This is a genomic window from Trichocoleus sp. FACHB-6 (assembly GCF_014695815.1).
Lineage (GTDB): Bacteria > Cyanobacteriota > Cyanobacteriia > Cyanobacteriales > FACHB-T130 > Funiculus > Funiculus sociatus.
Window position 1 is genome coordinate 41,426 of sequence record NZ_JACJOY010000128.1, and the last position, 16,871, is coordinate 58,296.

Sequence of the window (16,871 nt, forward strand, 5' to 3'; positions counted from 1 at the left end):
AAATAGGATTGCTATATATGCGATGCTGAAGACAGCATGACATATTTGAACGCTACTTGATATTACCTAATGCAGCCTAAAGTTATTTTTGGAAACGCTCAGACTGAAGGTAAAAAACGTTGGGGTTGGATTCTAGGTCACTTTGTAACTCCGACAGATGACCCGCGTTCGACCACGGATTTAGAGGTAAAATGGGCTGTCCACCAAGCAGGAGATAGTAGAAATCAGTGGGCAACGAACGAGGAAGCAACCACACTTTCTATTCTGATTAAAGGGCGATTTCGCCTGCAATTTCCTGAGGATGAAGTATTATTATCTAGTGAGGGTGACTATGTTCTTTGGGTGCCTGGTGTAGCTCATTCTTGGTCTGCTCTTGAAGATTCTATTATTCTGACTGTCCGATGGCCTTCAATCTCAGGCGATAGCATAGAAGTTGGCTAATTGCTAAAACTAATGCCAGCCCTCCCCAACCCTCGCCGTAAATGGCGAAGGTTGGGGAAGGTTTTAAAAGACTACAATTAAATTTCTGGAACTAGAATGCGTCCGGTGTTACCTGCATTGTTGTAACGTTCAAGTACGTTTTGCGCGATCGCGCCCGCTTTTCCCGCCTCAACCAAAGCTACGCACGCGCCCCCAAAACCAGCACCAGTCAGCCTCGCACCAAAAACTCCCGGAGTTTCTTGTAAGATCGCCACGAGGGTATCCAGCGCTGGAACGGAAACTTCGTAATCGTCGCGCAAGCTGGCGTGAGAAGCGTTCATCAATTCCCCAAACCGCTGTGCTGACACTCCTTGCAGAACCTCCAGCACTCGGTTATCCTCGGTGACGACATGACGAGCGCGACGCTGCTGGGGTTCGGGTAAATTTTCCACTGCTTGCGGATCGCTGATATCTCTGAGCGCTTTAACTCCCAGCGATCGCGCTGCTTCTTCGCACTCAGCGCGACGCTGGTTGTATCCGCTAGTCGCCAACGTGCGCGGTACGCCACTATCGATCACCAAAACTTCTGCACCAGCAGGGAAAGGGATAACTTGGCGTTCTAGCGATCGCGTGTCTAAAAACAGCATAGAATCTGTGTCAGCCAAGCTCGACGCCATCTGATCCATAATGCCGCAGTTGACGCCAGCATATTGAATCTCCGCCTGTTGTGCTATTTCGGCGATGCGGACATCATCGAGATCGAGATTGAGGAGCGATCGCACTCCCCTAAGCGTTGCAACTTCCAAAGCAGCACTGCTAGACAAACCCGAACCCATCGGTACCGACGAACTAACGTGCAGGTTCAGCGGCGGTATTGCTTGTTTTTCCTGCTGCAAAAGCCTGATACACCCTAATATATAGCTGGCAAATCCTGGCGGCGTGTGTTCGTTGTCTGAAATGCTTACCCGTTCGTCGAGTTCTTGCGAGTAAAAGTGGTGCTGTCCATCCTTGCTGAAACCCAAATTTACCGTTGTCCGTTGTGGAATCGCTGTTGGTAACACGAATCCATCATTGTAGTCGGTGTGTTCGCCTAGCAAATTCACCCGTCCTGGTGCGCTGGCTTGCATTTCAGGTGTTTTACCAAATATCTGCTGGAAGTCCATCATAATTTATTACGAACTAGCGTTACATTGACTTTTTTTCGTATTTTCTCAACGAAAAATTTGGAAAAGTAATTTTTTTGTGGCTGGCTATTCCTAACTGAACCAGAAAAATATAATTTCCCACTAACTATGATATCTATATAAAAACTTGACTTTTATTAACATCATAGTATGCCTCATTTCGTTAACATTTACCTCGATCAGCAATAGTTATTCTTTCAATATTTAATCTATCTCCACATTTTTTACTATTTTATAATACCTTTTGTATAAATTATCACCATTATCCTTAACACTACATCCTACCGCAGATAGTCCTGAAAATCAGCTTTAATTAGCTCCTAGAAAGAGTAAATAATAAGTAGAGCTTTTATAAAATTAATTAGACAAACAGAAATCTTTTAAGAAAACAAAGAGGCTTGGTAATTATGCTTAATATAGGTGATTATGTCCTCAGCAAAAAAACAGGACACATCGGCAAAGTTATCGGCTACGGGCATGAAATAATTGGGAACACTTACACTTCAACACTCAAAGTGTTAGTCGATCATACCCCAGATTTTAGTAAGAAAGGACTTGTGGAGGAAGACGTATATTCCGCATGGACAGCTTGGCAGGAAGCTAATAATTCCCAAGCCATGAGTTAACTGGCATCACTAGGATTAACTAAAGTTGAGAACCTCCTCCCTACCAAAATCATTAGGTAGAATAGGCAACCCCTCTAGATACAACTGGAGTTAACCCCGACAGGACTGGATGCCCGGACTTGACCACCTGCTCAACAATATCAGCAGCTCTTTTTACGCCCCCTGATTGACGGATAGATTCCTTCAACTTTAAGGCATTATTTAAGTAAGAATCCTCCGTTAGCACCCGTTGAATAGCTGCTTGCAGTTCAGTCGCGTTCAGGCTAGCCAAAGGAAGCGCTTCCCCAGTCCCTGTCCACTTAATTCGCGCTGCCGTTCCTGGCTGTTCGTATGTGATTGGGATGGCAACCATAGGAACCCCGTGACTCAGCGAATCTAGTACCGTGTTGAGTCCTCCGTGAGTGATGGTTAACCTAGCTTTGGAAAGCAGTTCTAGTTGAGGGGCATATTTTACAACTAAGGGAGAACCGGGCAGTCCTTGCACCGCTTCTACATCCATCCCGCCCCCAAGAGTGATAACAAGTTGCACATCCAGTCCCTGGCAGGCTGCGGCGATGCAGTGATAAATATCCTCTTTAGTATTTTGTACAGTTCCCAACGAAGCATAGATCAGTGGTTGCCCGGTCAAGCGTTCGTAGGGAAAGGAAATTTTGCGCGGCGAGGGATTGCGAAAAGGCCCGACGTAATGGAAGTGCTTTGGTAGGTTGGCGCAGGGGAAATCAAAAGCAGCAGGTTGCTGACTAATGTGGGCAAGTCGAGAACGGGAGGCATACAATTTGCGAACCACTGGTAACTTCCACTGTTTACGATACTGATTGAGGGCTTGCAGAAGCGGTTGGCTATTGCGATCTAATAGGTAATAAGCAGCCTGATTGCGAAGACGCGCCCACAACTTATTCTCGTAGTTCCAAAGAGTGAAGAAGGGAGGAATTTGTGCTTTGCGGTGGATAGCTTGGGCGCAGGACACGGTAACAAAAGGGATGCGGAGGTATTCGGCTACCGTTTCACTTGCTGGTTCTAGCTGATCTGCCAATAGTGCTTCAATTCCTGCTTCTGCAATGGCACAGGGGGCATCCTCGCACATCGTAGCTGTGAAACGTTGGCACAAGTCTACTGAATAACGTAGGGATTCTATACCGCTTAATTTACCTAATTCTGTGAAGCTTTCGGCAAGTTCGCCCGGTTGATAAGCAGACTCTCCAATAGGCCAAAAGTTTAGTCCTTCTGAGCGCACTGCTGTTTCTAAATCGGGTATTTGCAGGAAGGTGATGCAATGACCGCGCCGTTGTAGCTCTCGTCCCAAGGCTGCCATAGGATGAATATGACCAGCAAAAGGTGGACAAATTACACCAAAGTGAGTCATGGCTTGGATCAAATAAAGTTTTAACGATGTTTGGGTTTTAGGGGACTGCTATAGATTCAGAAGATAAGCTACAAGAAGTAATCGCTGAGAAATTTGCCTCAAGAGCGATCGCGCAGTTAACTTCTGAGACTGATAGCTAAAAGCTTAAGTCAATAATTAAAGCACGAAAGAGTATAAAAGATTCTTGTCTTATGGTATTTAAACCCTACAAGAATATTTTTTATTGGTTGCTACTAACCAAAGTAATTGCTACTACTTAATCTATACTTCTAGCTAAAGAATAGTCTTACTGTTAAGGTAGGTTGTAATTTTAAATACTAAAAATATTAGTTTTTGTCAACCAAGAATAAGTGTAGGTTCATCGAACGATAGTAAAACTAAACAAATTCTTATAATAATTGGGGTTCGTTACTTAAGACAACCTACGTGATTTTTATATTATTAGCCCTAATGTACATGACCTTCGTTCAGGTTTGAATCGCAAACTCTTCCGGGGAAATTCCCCAATTCACCCAACGAATAGCCTCCCGCGCTGATACTACATCAGGCGGTACGCGCAACACATGAATAAATTTGGTGCTTGGGCAAGTCATCTTTAACAAAGATATTTGCTCTATATCAATATCAGTATTAATTTTTAATAAAGTATATTCTTGATATGAATCTAACTCAATTGCCCCTAATTCCTGGGCGATTTTATCATAGCCAATTCCCTGAATTAGCACTCGCCGCAGTTCCGCGTTATATTCTTCTAAAAGCCATTGGGGTTGCCACTGGTTCGGGTGAACTGTTCCGTATTTTTCAGGTAATCTCACGCCATGATAGGCGTAGAGACTGTATCCGGCGGCAAATTGTATTGCTGGTGAGCCTTCCGCGTGGAGACGCTGCTGGTTGTCGAAGGAGAGGACGCGAGGGCGATCGCACACAATTGCTATCTTTTCATAAGGGTAAATCCAGCCGCAATTCTTAACTATTGATTGAAAAACAATCCATTCTTTTAAATTTTCAGCGGAATTTAAATTAAAAACAAAAACACAAAAGTCAATAAAAACCCCACTACTAGACCATTCTTCTATGTCAAGACAATAACCAAATATAGATAATTCAAAACCTAATTCCATACCAATCTTGCTAGACACTTGCTTGTGTAGATGCGTGTGTAGCTCTTCAGTTTCAAAGTAGCTCCTCATTTTTTCCCATAGTTGCCCCATCAGTTTGTCCCATAGTTTATATTCCAGTTCCTGAGACACTCGGCCATACGAATCATCTGTAAATTCTTTTCTTGATTCTTTACTCAACTACTGATTATCTGCTGTATAAGGGCTATCACAAAAAATAATCTTTGGTTCAGATAAAGCAATCAAGTTATAGGCTTCTTTTACCGCTTCAGCAGCTTTTTCTCTATCAATTGGCTCAGTTGAATATGCTATGTTTCTCCATTTATCCCGATAAATCGGAATCAAAGCTTCTTGCTCTGGAGTCAGCTTTTCAATCTTTTCCTGTGACATATTGTGGCGGCGTTGCTGAATCTATCTCGTGCAAAAGTTGCCCTGGCGATTAGAAATCGCGGCTATACAAACAAAGCCCGCCTGCGCGGACTTAAGAGAATTTGGTATTTTTAAACCTGCATAGCCAGATTTAGTCTGTATAGGCGCGAATAGAATTCGCTAGGGCATTTCCATTATCCAACTTCCAAAGGTACAGGGCGCAACCTTCCTTCTACCTCCACGCTAGGCCAATTTGGATCTAAAGTCAGATTTTCCAACTTGCCATCATTAGCAAGGACAAAAGTATCTTCAATCTTTGCACCCCGTACACTTGGATTCCAAGCAACAGCCATGTTTTCCGCCAGAGTGTCATTAGTTGTGGGATTGGCTACAACTTCTCGCGCTAAATATCCCGTAGTTCCCCCCTGATGATGTTCGCGGATGGCATTAGGAAAGCCGTGCTTTTGATAAGCATTAGCTAAAGTGTCATAAACTGCATTAAGCGATACCCCAGGTTTTAAAAAATTCAGCGCTTCCGCTTCGATTTCCCTGACATGGCGGTGCAATTTGGCGCTTTCATCGGACGAACCGAATGACACAAATCGGGTCAGATTTGCATACAAACCATGTTCCCTAGCGCAAAACACTAGCATCGCTTGCTGTCCAATTTTTTCGCCGCTAGCGGTAGCGTGACGGTAAAGCGGCAAACGTCTCTCGCCTGCTACTAGCGTCAGCGCTGGATGTATCCCCCTCGCCCACAATGCCTCTGCACCCGCACCCGCAAGCTGATATTCTGTCCAATCCGGCTTGGCGGCTTTTAGCACCTCTGTCATCGCTTCGCTTGCTTTACGCCCTAGCTGGCGATATCGCTCCAGCTCACTTGACATCAGGGTTCGTTTATGCTGTTGTAGAGACGCAGGTAATCGCTTCTCGACATGAGGAAGTGGGCGATCGCTTAAAACTTTCCCTCCATTGGTAGCTTCCTGCACAAAAGACTCACGCGCCGCAGCATCAGCCCAAGGATTGACGTAAAACTGGAAATTTGCTGAAATTTCCTCATCTTTAAAACGCTGCGCTTCGATTTCGTCAGTTAATATCCAGGCATCTTGGGCTGTCACCAGCACTTCTGCGACTCCGGTTTCTGCGGTTAGCAGTACGGTGCTGGAACCCCCAGCAGTCGCCCACGCGAACCAGTCTGTGCCGCGTAGCCGTAAACCCTGCGCGTCGGCTTCAGTTAGGGCTTTTCGGATTAACTCTAGCTTCTGGGATTCTTCACTAAATTGATTCATAACTCACCTTTTACAGCAGGAAACCCCTCCCCAGCCCCTAGCCGGAGTTCTTCCCCCTTCCCTTGCAGGGAAGGGGGTTAGGGGGTTAGGTTTTGATTCACAACCGTACCGAATTTTCGAGTGTTATGGCTATAGCTTGTAAATCCTTAGCTTTCTCCTCCGGAAGCGCATCATTAGCAAACATCCCTGCTGCTAGTTCAGTTCCCGCCAGATACTTAAGCCGATCTTTGGTACGATAAGGCGGATAAAATTCGGCGTGCAGGTGTGCTTCTGGATGCGGTTGTCCATCGGTAGGTGCTTGGAACCAAGCCATCAAGTAAGGAAACGGACGATTCCACAAACCATCGTATTTAAGAGTAACAGTCTTTAAAGCTTTGGCAAGTCCCGCCCGTTGCTTTGGGGTAAGATCCATGAAAGTTGCAGCAGGCTGGATGGGCGCAAGCCAAACTTCGTAAGGATAACGCGCACAAGCGGGGATAAATGCGATCGCTTGCTCATCCTGATAAATTATCCGCTGCTTGTCTTCAATCTCCTTTTGTATCAAATCTTGCAGCAAGCCGCGGTTATTTTCCTGATAATAAGCCTGCTGACGCTCTAACATTCGGGCGGGAACAGGCGGGACAAAAGGATAAGCGTAGATTTGTCCGTGGGGATGCTGCAAAGTCACCCCCATTTCTACACCCTTATTTTCAAACGGCAACACATATTGAATGTGGGGATTTTCGCCGATAACGCGAGTGCGATCGCTCCAAACTTGGAACAGCAATTCTAAATGATCCAGTTCCAGGGAACCGATAGTAGCCTGCGGATCTTGAGTAAAAACCACCACCTCGCACGCACCATCTGCGGGGAGAGTTTCAACAATGCTGGCGGGTGGGTTATGCGCCGCCAGCGTCATTGAGGGAAAGCGGTTATCGAAAACCGCTACATCATATCGACCTTGGGGTAGTTCAGTGGGAAAGTTAGGATCGGTGGTAGGTGCTAGAGGATTGTATTCTGGGGGCGGCATAAAAGTCCGCCCCTGACGATGCGAAGCATAAGCTATCCATTCTCCCCGCAAGGGATGCCAACGTAGATGAGGATTTGCGGCTACAGGTTCATTGCTGGGACTAGGAGCTATAATTCCCTCCGCAATGGGGTATCTGCTGTACAGCTTCAGAGTGCGACCATCCGGTTTCAACAGATCCAGGGAATGCATTTTTGTCTTGCGACCATCCAGCTTTCATCCCTGAGAGCATAGCGTCTTCCTCGTCTTCGCCGCCCCTACCTAGAGTCGCAGATGCGATCGCTTCTATGGGGAATTTCGGTGTCCGGTCAGCATACAACAGTCCGTTAGCTTCTTGGAAAGTATCCGTTAGCTGGGTGTAACAAAATCCGCTAAATAATTCGACTTTGTTAACCACGTTCAGTAACGCGGTATACCTTACTTCCAGTTCTGAGAGATTCTCAGAACGCACGTATCCCCATATTTTGTTAGAATCAGGGCTTTCCCGATGTGCGTAGGCAATGCCCCCAAACTCAGTCAGCATGATAGGCTGTCCTTGATGAGGATACCCGTCAAGCGTCAAGACGCGCCCACCCGGACGCTGGCGATCGAACAGATCCGATAACTTCACCTCTGGCCCATAGCGCTTGGATAACCGAGTCGGCTTATTATCGTAGTCATGAATAGCCAAAATATCGGTCGCCGCACTTTCCCAGCCATCGTTACCAATTACAGGGCGAGTCGGGTCTAGAGTTTTGGTTAAGTGATAGAGTGCTTGCACGCAGTGGCGATGCGCGTCTGTTGCTGTCAAGTCGGGAACTCCCCAAGATTCGTTGAACGGCACCCAGACTACAATACACGGATGGCTGGCATCGCGTTCGATTACCTCAGTCCACTCCTTCGTAATGCGTTCTACGGCTTTGGGACTGAAGCGATAGGGGCTGGGCATTTCTTCCCAGACCATCAAACCAAGTACGTCCGCCCAATACAAGAAACGGGGGTCTTCTATCTTTTGGTGCTTGCGGACACCGTTGAAGCCCATCGCTTTGGCTAACTCCACATCGCGCCGCAACGCCTCATCTGAGGGTGGAGTCATCAGCGTGTCGGGCCAGTAACCTTGGTCTAGAACCAGCCGCAGATAGTAAGGGCGACCGTTAAGCATAAAGCGATCGCGCTGAGTTGACACAGTCCGCATCGCTGTATAGGATCTTACGTCATCCAACAGCTTGTCATCAGACCACAACTGCACAGAGGCATCAATTAAAGTCGGTTTCTCCGGACTCCACAGTAACTCGTTGCGGTAGTCGTCGATACCAGGGTCAGATAAAGCAATGCGGCGGTGAATCTCCCCGTTAATCACTTCGTAGGTATCGTTTACCAGCAGATGACAGCCGACGGTTAGTTTAACTTTAATTTGGATGCCATCGCGCAGCTCACCCCCAACAAAAGCCTCAAAACCAATCTCCCACCGCTCAAAGTGCGGAGTCCAGCGGATACGCTGAATATAAGTAGAGGGAACGCGCTCAACCCAAACAGTCTGCCAAATTCCACTGGTGCGCGGATACCAGATACTGTGGGGTTCCAACTGCCAATCTTGCTTACCGCGAGGTTTAGCTAAGTCTTGCGGATCGTCTTGCGCCCAAAGTGTTACCCGCTGGGGTTCATCTTTATTCAATACAGATGTAATATCTATAGTGAATGGGGTATGACCGCCCTCATGTTCAGTCATAAACTGACCATTGACCCAGACTTTCGCACAATAATCTACAGCTCCGAAATGGAGGAGTACCCGCCCCTCACCTTCCGGTACGTCAAATTCCCGCTCATACCAGCAATTAGGATGAAAACCCGTATCGCCTATCCCACTTTGGGCGGATTCGGGAGCAAAGGGGACTTGAATGGTATGTGTCCACTCAGAAATATCTGAAGGACGAATTTTTTTGCCATCGTCATCAAATGTAAACTTCCAGGAGCCATTCAGACAAACCCAGTGCGATCGCTCCAACTGCGGACGCGGATACGCTGGTTGCCGATCGTAACAATCAGCGGAGTCAGCAGGATTGCAGGGGATATAACAGTTTTCCAGCCACTTGCCTAAAAATTGCATAACTTCATCTACCCAAGGTTATATATCTAGAGTACCCGCAAGTATCTGACCTGTAACTGTTTTTGGATATTTTATTTAAAAATATTTCAAAGTCTCACACAGTCTAGGTTTCAACAAGTTGAGCCTATATTTATTTTACCCTTTAGTACAATTGCATTACCAGACGTAGTGTGCGCTTTGGAGACCGTAACACAAGCCCAGCCTTCTACTGGACTACTCGAAGCGACTTACAGAACGTAGATTGGGAAGCCAGTACCGTACTGCTTTGTATTTTTATCATTGAGCAACGTGGGTGGCGTTTGAGGAAAATATGCTATTGGTGTCTAAAAGAAACCGCAAGCCACCACACTCATCGCCTAAAATTTCATTATCAATGCCACAGGCAGTATAAGGAAGATATTACCAGTATTTCAACCGTATTAATGCCGTACCAGAACAAACAGTTTATATTGCCTCCCCCAAGGAAAATTCTTATCTAACTTTACACAGATGCAATAGTGAAAAAAATTCTTTTAGTTATACATCAAAAAACATCAGATTCCGGACTTGTTGGGCAAATTCTCCGCAGCAACGGTTATGAACTTGATATCCGTTGTCCCAGCATCGGAGAGGAACTACCACACACGATGGACAGCCACGAAGCTGTTGTCATATTTGGTGGGCCTATGAGCGCCAATGATAGCGAAACCCTACCATTTATTCGTACAGAACTGGATTGGATACCGACTGTTCTCTCTTCGGGTAAGCCTTTTTTCGGAATTTGTTTGGGCGCTCAGTTATTGGCGCGTGTACTTGGTGCATCCGTTGCACCCCATCCAGAGGGCATGACTGAAATCGGCTATTTTTCAGTCGAGCCAGCAGACGCAGCACAAGAACCTTTTGACTCCCTTAGATATGTTTATCACTGGCACCTTGAGGGATTTGGACTGCCAACAGGAGCAGTTAAGTTAGCTAAAGGTGAGATTTTTGAAACACAAGCTTTTCGTTATGGAGATAATGCTTACGGCGTACAGTTCCATCCGGAAATAACCAAAAAAATGCTCAGAAAATGGACTACCCTTGGCGCTCATATGCTGACACTTCCAGGCGCACAGTCTCGCGAAGAACAAATACAAAAGCAATTACTTTATGGCAGCGAATGTGAAAATTGGCTAAAGGGTTTTCTTCCCTTCTGGCTGCACACGACAAAATCAAAAGTGTGACTACTTTTACTCTGGTTCCCAGTCAGAGCCTGGAAACCAGAGATGATAGAGAGCTGTTATTTGGGCATCAAACTGGCGAAGCAATCTTGCAGTAACTCCCGATTCAGCGAGTTATACTTGGTTTGCCCTTCTTTTCGGGTTTGGATTACCCCAGCTTCCAGCAGTGTCTTAGAGTGATGACAAAATAGAGCCAGACTAATCCCTAACTGATTGGCTATCTCTGAACCGCTCTTTTCCCCACACTCGCCGCAAAGAGCTAACATCTCCACAATCCGCAAGCGTGTTGGGTCAGCGAGAGCCGCAAAGATTTTCGCCCGACGTTCTATGTCCCCTTGTGCAACTCGATACACCGAGGGCGATTGAACGCTATCGTTGTTATTCATAATTTCTATTTTATGTCTAAAAATAGTTAAATAACTACTTGACTACTATAGAAGATTGTTCTAGTATTTAGTTAAATGGTTGTTTAACTACTAAACCAGTTGATTCGCCTCACGTTGCGCTCCAGCCTGAAGGAGGCTGAAAATCATGTCAGAGAACTCTAAGTATGTCATCTTGACAGAAGATAACTTTGAAAACGAAGTTGTTGCTAGTTCAGTTCCGGTTGTTGTGGATTTCTGGGCTGCTTGGTGTGGGCCTTGTCGAATGCTCAATCCTTTGATTGAAGAATTAGCTGCCAATTTTGAAGGAGTTGCTAAGGTTGGCAAGTTGAATATTGATGAGTATGGGCAACTTGCTAATCAATACAAAATTCAAGCTGTTCCAACTGTTTTGTTTTTCAAAGATGGTCAAGTTGTGGATCAAGTAGTTGGGGTAGCGCCTCTGGCGGTGTTTGCTGCCAAAGTCAACGATTTACTTCCACAGAATAACTCAACAATAGAGCAAGCTGCTTAAATTAGTCAGTTTCTATATCGGTGATTTCAGCCAGCGAAAGTATTGTACTAGCTGGTTGAAGTTCCTGATACTTTAATGTCGTTGCAATGGAGATTCTATCTATGAGTGCTAATGTCAATCTTTTCTCACCTGTTCAGTTGGGTTCCCTAGAACTTCCTAATAGAATTGTGATGGCTCCGTTAACTCGGATGCGTGCTGGTGCGGGAAATGTTCCCAGAGCAATGAATGCTACTTATTATGCACAACGGGCATCGGCGGGGTTAATTATTGCTGAGGCAACTCAAGTATCGCCGCAAGGACAGGGATATGCTAATACTCCAGGGATTCACTCGCCAGAACAAGTGGCTGGATGGCGATTGGTAACCGATGCAGTTCATGCGCGTGGCGGGCGGATTTTTCTACAACTGTGGCACGTTGGGCGCATTTCTCACCCGTCACTGCAACCGGGGGGAGAATTGCCAGTAGCACCAAGCGCGATCGCTCCCGTCGGAGAAGCTATGACTAATGAGGGGCCAAAACCCTTTGTAACTCCTCGCGCCCTCTTAACTCAAGAGATTCCAGGGATTGTCGAACAATACCGCCAAGGTGCTGAAAATGCTTTGGCGGCGGGATTTGATGGTGTGGAAATTCACAGCGCTAACGGTTATTTACTTGACCAGTTTCTTCAGGATGGCACGAATAAACGCACCGATGAGTATGGGGGTTCAATTGAGAACCGCGCCCGACTTTTGATGGAAGTAACTGAAGCGGTGGTAAGTGTTTGGGGTGGAGAACGGGTAGGAATTCGCCTTTCTCCCAATGGCACTTTTAACAGTATGTCTGACTCAAATCCAGCAGCTTTGTTCAGCTATGTAGCTTCTGCACTGAACCGTTTTGGTTTGGCTTACTTGCACATTGTGGAGCCGAGACTTGATGGCAATACTACGCTAGAAGTCAATACAGGCGGCTTGTCTGTGGGATACTTCCGCCCCATCTTCAAGGGAATGCTGATTGCGGCGGGAGGATATGACCGCGAGTTGGGGAATGCTGTCTTGGCTTCTGGTGATGCGGATTTGGTGGCATACGGTAGGCTGTATATTGCAAATCCTGATTTGCCAGAGCGTTTTGCAGCTAATGCTCCACTGAATAAGCCGGATCGCGACACGTTTTATGGTGGAGATGAGAAGGGATATATTGACTATCCCAGTCTGGAATTACAAACTGTGTAAATCTCTCGTTCCCAGTCAGTGACTGGGAACGAGGAAGGTTACATCAAGCCGCTAAAATTGTCTTCAAACCGCGCACTAATCGCTCAATACCTTCTGCTGCGGTCTCTTGTTGCAATGCACCGTAGGCGACGCGCAAGTAACAACCGTCGTCCATACCAAAGGTTGTACCGGGAATGACAGCTACACCATGTTCGCGAATTAGTCTTTCTACCAGCTCCATTGCGTGCAGATTAGCATGAATTTTCAACAGAAAATAGAATGCTCCGTCTGCGGGGGGAACTGTACAAATATCTTGTATGCCACCAAGTTTTTCTAGTAGGAGTTGACGCACGGATGCGATCGCGCTAATTTTTTCCTCACAGTAAGCAACTCCTGTTTGCAATGCTCCTAATGCTGCATACTGCGAGATGACTGGTGGACAAATTAGAATCGTATCTTGGACTTTCTTTACCGACACTAGCAGATGTTCTGGAATTACCATATATCCGATACGCCAAGAAGCAAAACCGTAGGCTTCTGAGAGGGTATAAAGTGAAATTGTATAATCGGTATTAGCATAAATTGAGCCTGGAGAAAAGTGTTTTACGTTATTGTAGGTAAAATATTCATAGGCTTCATCGCTAATATGATAAATTGCGCGATCGCGACATATTTGATTAACTTGGCGTAAGGCTTCTGGCGAGTAAACTGCGCCTGTGGGATTATTAGGTGAAATCGTGACGACAGCACGAGTTTTATTTGTAATTGCAGATGCGATCGCATCTGGACGCAGTTGATAATTTTCGTCAGTAGCAACGAGTACCGGACGACAACTCGACATGGTAATTGCCATTTCGTGATTGAAATAATAAGGCGTTTGGATAATAATTTCGTCCCCTGGAGAAGTGATGGCGAGAATTGCATTTATAAATGCCATGTTGCTTCCAGCAGAGACGACAATGCAATTTTTTTTGTTAATTTTGATATTATTATCGACTTTCAGTTTTTCCGCAATTACATCTAGCAAAGGTGGAATACCTTCTACTGCTTTGTACTTATGATTTTCTGGTTCGGCTAGAAATTGCGAAATCTGTGCAATTGCCTCTTTTGGCGGATTGTAATATACCACACCTTGACCCAAGGAAATCGTCCCTGGATGGTTGCGGATTAGTTCTCCGACGACGGGAATTATTGGCGATTGTACCGCCTGGATACGAGAATTTAAGGTTGACATTAAGGAATGGACTGGGGGCTAGGGGCTGGGGACAAAAACCGGGGCTGGGGCTAGGTGATTAGGGATTGCGGTAGGGCGAGAAGTTAGGGTTATATTCTTCTCTTCTCTTCCCCAGCCCCTAGTCCCCAATCCTCAGTCCCTCATCCTGAAGAAAGCACTGCTTCTATAAATTGCTGCATTCGTTCATAATGCGACCCTTTCCAATAAATTTGACTGCATTCAGTACAGCGATGAAATTCATTAATTTGCAAGGCGGTATTGTGTGGTAATTGATCAATAATGGTTTCCTTAGCTACGGGTTTTAATAATCCATTGCAACGCAGACACCTTTGCAATGGCGAAACTCGTTCAAATAAGTTGAAGCGTCGCATGACTTCCACAATTTGTCGCTCTGGGTTAGTTTCTCTGACATAATATCCATATGTTACTAGACTACGCATTAATAGACCTTTATCGCGAGTCAAGAGAATTCGTTCTTCAGCAGATGAAATCTTGGCTAATTCTTCGTCGTCGTAATCGTTGCGGTAAAGGGTATCAAAGCCTAACATTCGTAAAGATGTTGCCAACTTGCCTAAATGTATATCTAAAACAAAGCGGATAACATTTAGCGGTTGAGGTCGCACGAGAGATATTATTGCTGCGTTTTCATCGGCAGAGGAAACCGGATAGACCTGGATGCGATCGCTATCAGCTAAAATATACGAAAAATCTACAGATTTCGCATTAACTAAAATCAAGTCAACTTCCGGATGGGGTACACCCAGAGATTCAATCGTGTCCTTAATCGGTGCGCGTTCTTCAAATAAATGAGTAATTGTTACTTGCCTTCTTTTAGGCGGCAAGAAATCATTCAGTTCTGCATAAAAGCGAAAATCTGCTTTAGCCATATTGAGAAATTAATAAACTTGTGTTTCTCACAATTTTCTTTTATAATAGTCCTTGAAGGAATTGTAAATTTTTTCGTTTGTAGCGCCTCGCCATGAGAGCAACTTGCCGGATACTATACCAGGAAAATTTTAAGATTTCCTTGGATTTACTAACCTCAATTATCTTTTCCTCCTGCCTCTTTTAATGGTGGAAAGGACAGCATTGCAATTCCTGCCATGAACGCGCGCTCAAACTAATAGCAATGCTTAATAACGTATCCATAATACTCAAATTCAGTCATTAGATAGGGTTGCTGTTGCCAAATCAGCTTCAATTAACTTGGCACCACTTAAGTTAGCACCACTCAGGTTAGTTCCACTCAAATCAGCACCTCTTAAGTCTGCCAATTCTAGATTTGCTCCCCTTAAATCGGCTTCACTGAGATTAGCCTCACTCAAGAAAGCTTTACTCAAATTCGCCCCTCTTAAATCTGCCAGCCGCAGGTTAGCTTTAGCCAGGTTTGTTCTACCCAAGTTAGCTGTACGCAGGTTGGCTTCGGTCAAGTTGGCTTCAATCAAATCTGCATCACTTAAGTTGGCTTTACTTAAATTGGCTCCACTCAGGTTTGCTAAACTCAGTTTTGCCCAGCTCAGGTTAGCTTCACTAAGTAAACACTCATCAAGCTTAGCGCACCTCAAGTTAGCATTGATAAAATGCCTTTCTCCTGCTGCATAACGTCGCCTTAAGTCATCAGTACTCAATCTGCTTGTATGGGCGATTTTGGCACCATTGTAACACCATCGCGCCCCTAACAATTCAGCAGCCGTATTAACCGCTACTTCATCATTTTTAGTTACCAAAACCCCATTACAACCATCCCACTCCCCGCCAATTATAAAGGCAATGTCTTGGGCAGCAAATGAGGAGTCAAATAAGAGAACATCTTGCTTGTTTCGACCTTCAAAACCATTGAATTTAATTGGAAAATTTAATATCTTTTGTATTAAGCTTTTCATACTGTACTTTTTTTCACTATCATTGAGGTAAAAACGCTTGACGGCTAAAGTCAATGGCGAACGCGATTAATCGGCTGGCTATATTTGGGTTAAAATAAACTTTGAATAGCCTAGCAAGCGCAAATATATTTAGACATCAATCAACAGGCGTATTTATCTTCGGGAAAAAACCGGGGAGAGGGTTTTATTCAAATTGCTGCCTCCGTTGTTATCCCAATTGTTCCCATCAGTGAAAGCAAAATTTAAAGCGGTTCCACTCAGTGGTATAGCAATTGTGGCTTCCCAAAAGCCATCATTTCGCTTAAGCATCGGCTTGTCAGTGACGCTTTGCCAATTGTCGCGTCCCCAGTGCAAATTTAACTGTTCAGAACTCGCCAAAAAACCTTTGTAGTAAATCGTTAAAGCTTTCCCTGGTTGCACAAAAGCTTGGTTATAATCAACCGTTTTATCCTGATGCGGCTTGTATAAATTGCTCACATAGCGCTGATAAACAATCTCCGGCATATCCATTATTTTGCCAGTATAATTCGATGCCAACAGCGTGATGTATTCCCCCATCGACCAGGAAAGGGGTGTCATTGATTTAGTTGGAGTTCCTGGCGTAAAACCAGAGGGTGCGTTTAAATCCCAAACTTGTTCAGAAATCATGTAAGAACTGTTAGCAAATGCACGCATTGTTGCCAAATAAGAGTCAGCATTTCCACCGCTGGCAATGACCAAATGACCGCGTTCTCCCGTAAAAATAGGCCACAAACGCCCGATACCAGCACCAGTATAATCAGCACCAGTTGATGTTTCACCATAACCATCATGATTGTAGCGAAACCATCCGTCTCCTTTGCCGGGAATTGTTTGTTTAATTATCGAGTCAATTGCAGCAATCGAGGATAGGATATAAGAGGATGTTTGAAAAGTGGTGAGGGGTTAAATATTATGCCAACCGCCTGACCATGATACGGATCATTGCCAGATAAATAAAAGTCTCCGATGTTTCTGGCAATAACTCATAA

Annotated in this window: 16 protein-coding genes and 2 pseudogenes; 5 read left to right on the forward strand and 13 right to left on the reverse strand. The window is 45.2% G+C overall.

The window, feature by feature from the left end; all coding sequences use genetic code 11:
- Window positions 1-69 precede the first annotated feature (69 nt).
- Window positions 70-441, forward strand: a complete 372-nt coding sequence (locus H6F66_RS26785) for a signal peptidase I (protein ID WP_190428110.1) — start codon at window positions 70-72, stop codon at window positions 439-441.
- A gap of 77 nt (window positions 442-518) precedes the next feature.
- Here the strand turns inward: H6F66_RS26785 and galK are convergent, their stop codons facing one another.
- Window positions 519-1,583: a galactokinase gene (galK, locus tag H6F66_RS26790; RefSeq protein ID WP_190428135.1), complete on the reverse strand. Its 1,065-nt coding sequence runs from the start codon at window positions 1,581-1,583 to the stop codon at window positions 519-521.
- Between the two features lie 428 nt (window positions 1,584-2,011).
- Here galK and H6F66_RS26795 point away from each other — a divergent pair, with 428 nt between their 5' ends.
- Entirely contained in the window at window positions 2,012-2,230 is a 219-nt protein-coding gene (locus H6F66_RS26795) for a hypothetical protein (protein ID WP_190428111.1), read from the forward strand.
- Between the two features lie 52 nt (window positions 2,231-2,282).
- On the opposite strand, the gene H6F66_RS26800 is transcribed toward H6F66_RS26795, so the two are convergent.
- The 6 genes and pseudogenes from H6F66_RS26800 to H6F66_RS26820 form a co-directional block, all read right to left on the reverse strand.
- On the reverse strand, window positions 2,283-3,593 hold the full coding sequence (locus H6F66_RS26800) for a glycosyltransferase (protein WP_190428112.1): 1,311 nt from the start codon (window positions 3,591-3,593) through the stop codon (window positions 2,283-2,285).
- A 467-nt stretch (window positions 3,594-4,060) separates the two neighbouring features.
- Window positions 4,061-4,579 (reverse strand): annotated as a pseudogene (locus H6F66_RS26805) (DUF6745 domain-containing protein); the annotation flags it as partial.
- Window positions 4,580-4,891: 312 nt separating this feature from the next.
- Entirely contained in the window at window positions 4,892-5,101 is a 210-nt protein-coding gene (locus H6F66_RS27930; RefSeq protein ID WP_199295039.1) for a hypothetical protein, read from the reverse strand.
- 173 nt (window positions 5,102-5,274) lie between these two features.
- Window positions 5,275-6,369: a M24 family metallopeptidase gene (locus tag H6F66_RS26810; protein ID WP_190428113.1), complete on the reverse strand. Its 1,095-nt coding sequence runs from the start codon at window positions 6,367-6,369 to the stop codon at window positions 5,275-5,277.
- Between the two features lie 97 nt (window positions 6,370-6,466).
- Complete coding sequence (gene galT / locus H6F66_RS26815; protein ID WP_190428114.1) at window positions 6,467-7,567, reverse strand: galactose-1-phosphate uridylyltransferase; 1,101 nt, start codon at window positions 7,565-7,567, stop codon at window positions 6,467-6,469.
- A complete protein-coding gene (locus H6F66_RS26820) occupies window positions 7,479-9,461 on the reverse strand; it encodes a sugar-binding domain-containing protein (protein ID WP_190428115.1) in 1,983 nt (660 codons plus the stop codon). The genes galT and H6F66_RS26820 overlap by 89 nt, the downstream gene beginning before the upstream one ends.
- Window positions 9,462-9,958: 497 nt before the next feature.
- On the opposite strand from H6F66_RS26820, the gene H6F66_RS26825 reads away from it, so the two are divergent.
- Entirely contained in the window at window positions 9,959-10,663 is a 705-nt protein-coding gene (locus H6F66_RS26825; RefSeq protein ID WP_190428116.1) for a glutamine amidotransferase, read from the forward strand.
- A 56-nt stretch (window positions 10,664-10,719) separates the two neighbouring features.
- Here the strand turns inward: H6F66_RS26825 and H6F66_RS26830 are convergent, their stop codons facing one another.
- Window positions 10,720-11,046, reverse strand: coding sequence for a metalloregulator ArsR/SmtB family transcription factor (locus H6F66_RS26830; protein WP_190428118.1), 327 nt, complete (start codon window positions 11,044-11,046; stop codon window positions 10,720-10,722).
- A gap of 145 nt (window positions 11,047-11,191) precedes the next feature.
- On the opposite strand from H6F66_RS26830, the gene trxA reads away from it, so the two are divergent.
- Window positions 11,192-11,557 carry a thioredoxin gene (gene trxA / locus H6F66_RS26835; RefSeq protein ID WP_190428120.1) on the forward strand — a complete coding sequence of 122 codons (366 nt, stop codon included), beginning with the start codon at window positions 11,192-11,194 and terminating at the stop codon, window positions 11,555-11,557.
- A 101-nt stretch (window positions 11,558-11,658) separates the two neighbouring features.
- Window positions 11,659-12,765 carry an alkene reductase gene (locus H6F66_RS26840; RefSeq protein ID WP_190428121.1) on the forward strand — a complete coding sequence of 369 codons (1,107 nt, stop codon included), beginning with the start codon at window positions 11,659-11,661 and terminating at the stop codon, window positions 12,763-12,765.
- A gap of 43 nt (window positions 12,766-12,808) precedes the next feature.
- Here H6F66_RS26840 and H6F66_RS26845 read toward each other — a convergent pair whose 3' ends face one another.
- From H6F66_RS26845 to H6F66_RS29625, 5 genes and pseudogenes are all read right to left on the reverse strand, one after another.
- Window positions 12,809-13,978 (reverse strand): pyridoxal phosphate-dependent aminotransferase, encoded by a 1,170-nt coding sequence (locus H6F66_RS26845; RefSeq protein WP_190428122.1) that lies wholly within the window; start codon window positions 13,976-13,978, stop codon window positions 12,809-12,811.
- 140 nt (window positions 13,979-14,118) lie between these two features.
- Complete coding sequence (locus tag H6F66_RS26850) at window positions 14,119-14,865, reverse strand: Mut7-C RNAse domain-containing protein (protein ID WP_190428124.1); 747 nt, start codon at window positions 14,863-14,865, stop codon at window positions 14,119-14,121.
- Window positions 14,866-15,138: 273 nt separating this feature from the next.
- Entirely contained in the window at window positions 15,139-15,861 is a 723-nt protein-coding gene (locus tag H6F66_RS26855) for a pentapeptide repeat-containing protein (RefSeq protein WP_190428126.1), read from the reverse strand.
- A gap of 153 nt (window positions 15,862-16,014) precedes the next feature.
- A complete protein-coding gene (locus H6F66_RS26860; RefSeq protein WP_347269432.1) occupies window positions 16,015-16,419 on the reverse strand; it encodes a carbohydrate-binding protein in 405 nt (134 codons plus the stop codon).
- Window positions 16,411-16,761 (reverse strand): annotated as a pseudogene (locus tag H6F66_RS29625) (glucoamylase); the annotation flags it as partial. The pseudogene H6F66_RS29625 and the gene H6F66_RS26860, both read right to left, overlap by 9 nt.
- Between the last annotated feature and the right edge of the window lie 110 nt (window positions 16,762-16,871).

Bases quoted from the DNA above. Each gene is read 5' to 3' on its own strand.
- H6F66_RS26785 (WP_190428110.1), top strand. From the start codon at position 70: ATGCAGCCTAAAGTTATTTTTGGAAACGCTCAGACTGAAGGTAAAAAA.
- galK (WP_190428135.1), bottom strand. From the start codon at position 1,583: ATGGACTTCCAGCAGATATTTGGTAAAACACCTGAAATGCAAGCCAGC.
- H6F66_RS26795 (WP_190428111.1), top strand. From the start codon at position 2,012: ATGCTTAATATAGGTGATTATGTCCTCAGCAAAAAAACAGGACACATC.
- H6F66_RS26800 (WP_190428112.1), bottom strand. From the start codon at position 3,593: ATGACTCACTTTGGTGTAATTTGTCCACCTTTTGCTGGTCATATTCAT.
- H6F66_RS27930 (WP_199295039.1), bottom strand. From the start codon at position 5,101: ATGTCACAGGAAAAGATTGAAAAGCTGACTCCAGAGCAAGAAGCTTTG.
- H6F66_RS26810 (WP_190428113.1), bottom strand. From the start codon at position 6,369: ATGAATCAATTTAGTGAAGAATCCCAGAAGCTAGAGTTAATCCGAAAA.
- galT (WP_190428114.1), bottom strand. From the start codon at position 7,567: ATGCATTCCCTGGATCTGTTGAAACCGGATGGTCGCACTCTGAAGCTG.
- H6F66_RS26820 (WP_190428115.1), bottom strand. From the start codon at position 9,461: ATGCAATTTTTAGGCAAGTGGCTGGAAAACTGTTATATCCCCTGCAAT.
- H6F66_RS26830 (WP_190428118.1), bottom strand. From the start codon at position 11,046: ATGAATAACAACGATAGCGTTCAATCGCCCTCGGTGTATCGAGTTGCA.
- trxA (WP_190428120.1), top strand. From the start codon at position 11,192: ATGTCAGAGAACTCTAAGTATGTCATCTTGACAGAAGATAACTTTGAA.
- H6F66_RS26840 (WP_190428121.1), top strand. From the start codon at position 11,659: ATGAGTGCTAATGTCAATCTTTTCTCACCTGTTCAGTTGGGTTCCCTA.
- H6F66_RS26845 (WP_190428122.1), bottom strand. From the start codon at position 13,978: ATGTCAACCTTAAATTCTCGTATCCAGGCGGTACAATCGCCAATAATT.
- H6F66_RS26850 (WP_190428124.1), bottom strand. From the start codon at position 14,865: ATGGCTAAAGCAGATTTTCGCTTTTATGCAGAACTGAATGATTTCTTG.
- H6F66_RS26855 (WP_190428126.1), bottom strand. From the start codon at position 15,861: ATGAAAAGCTTAATACAAAAGATATTAAATTTTCCAATTAAATTCAAT.
- H6F66_RS26860 (WP_347269432.1), bottom strand. From the start codon at position 16,419: ATGGGGGAATACATCACGCTGTTGGCATCGAATTATACTGGCAAAATA.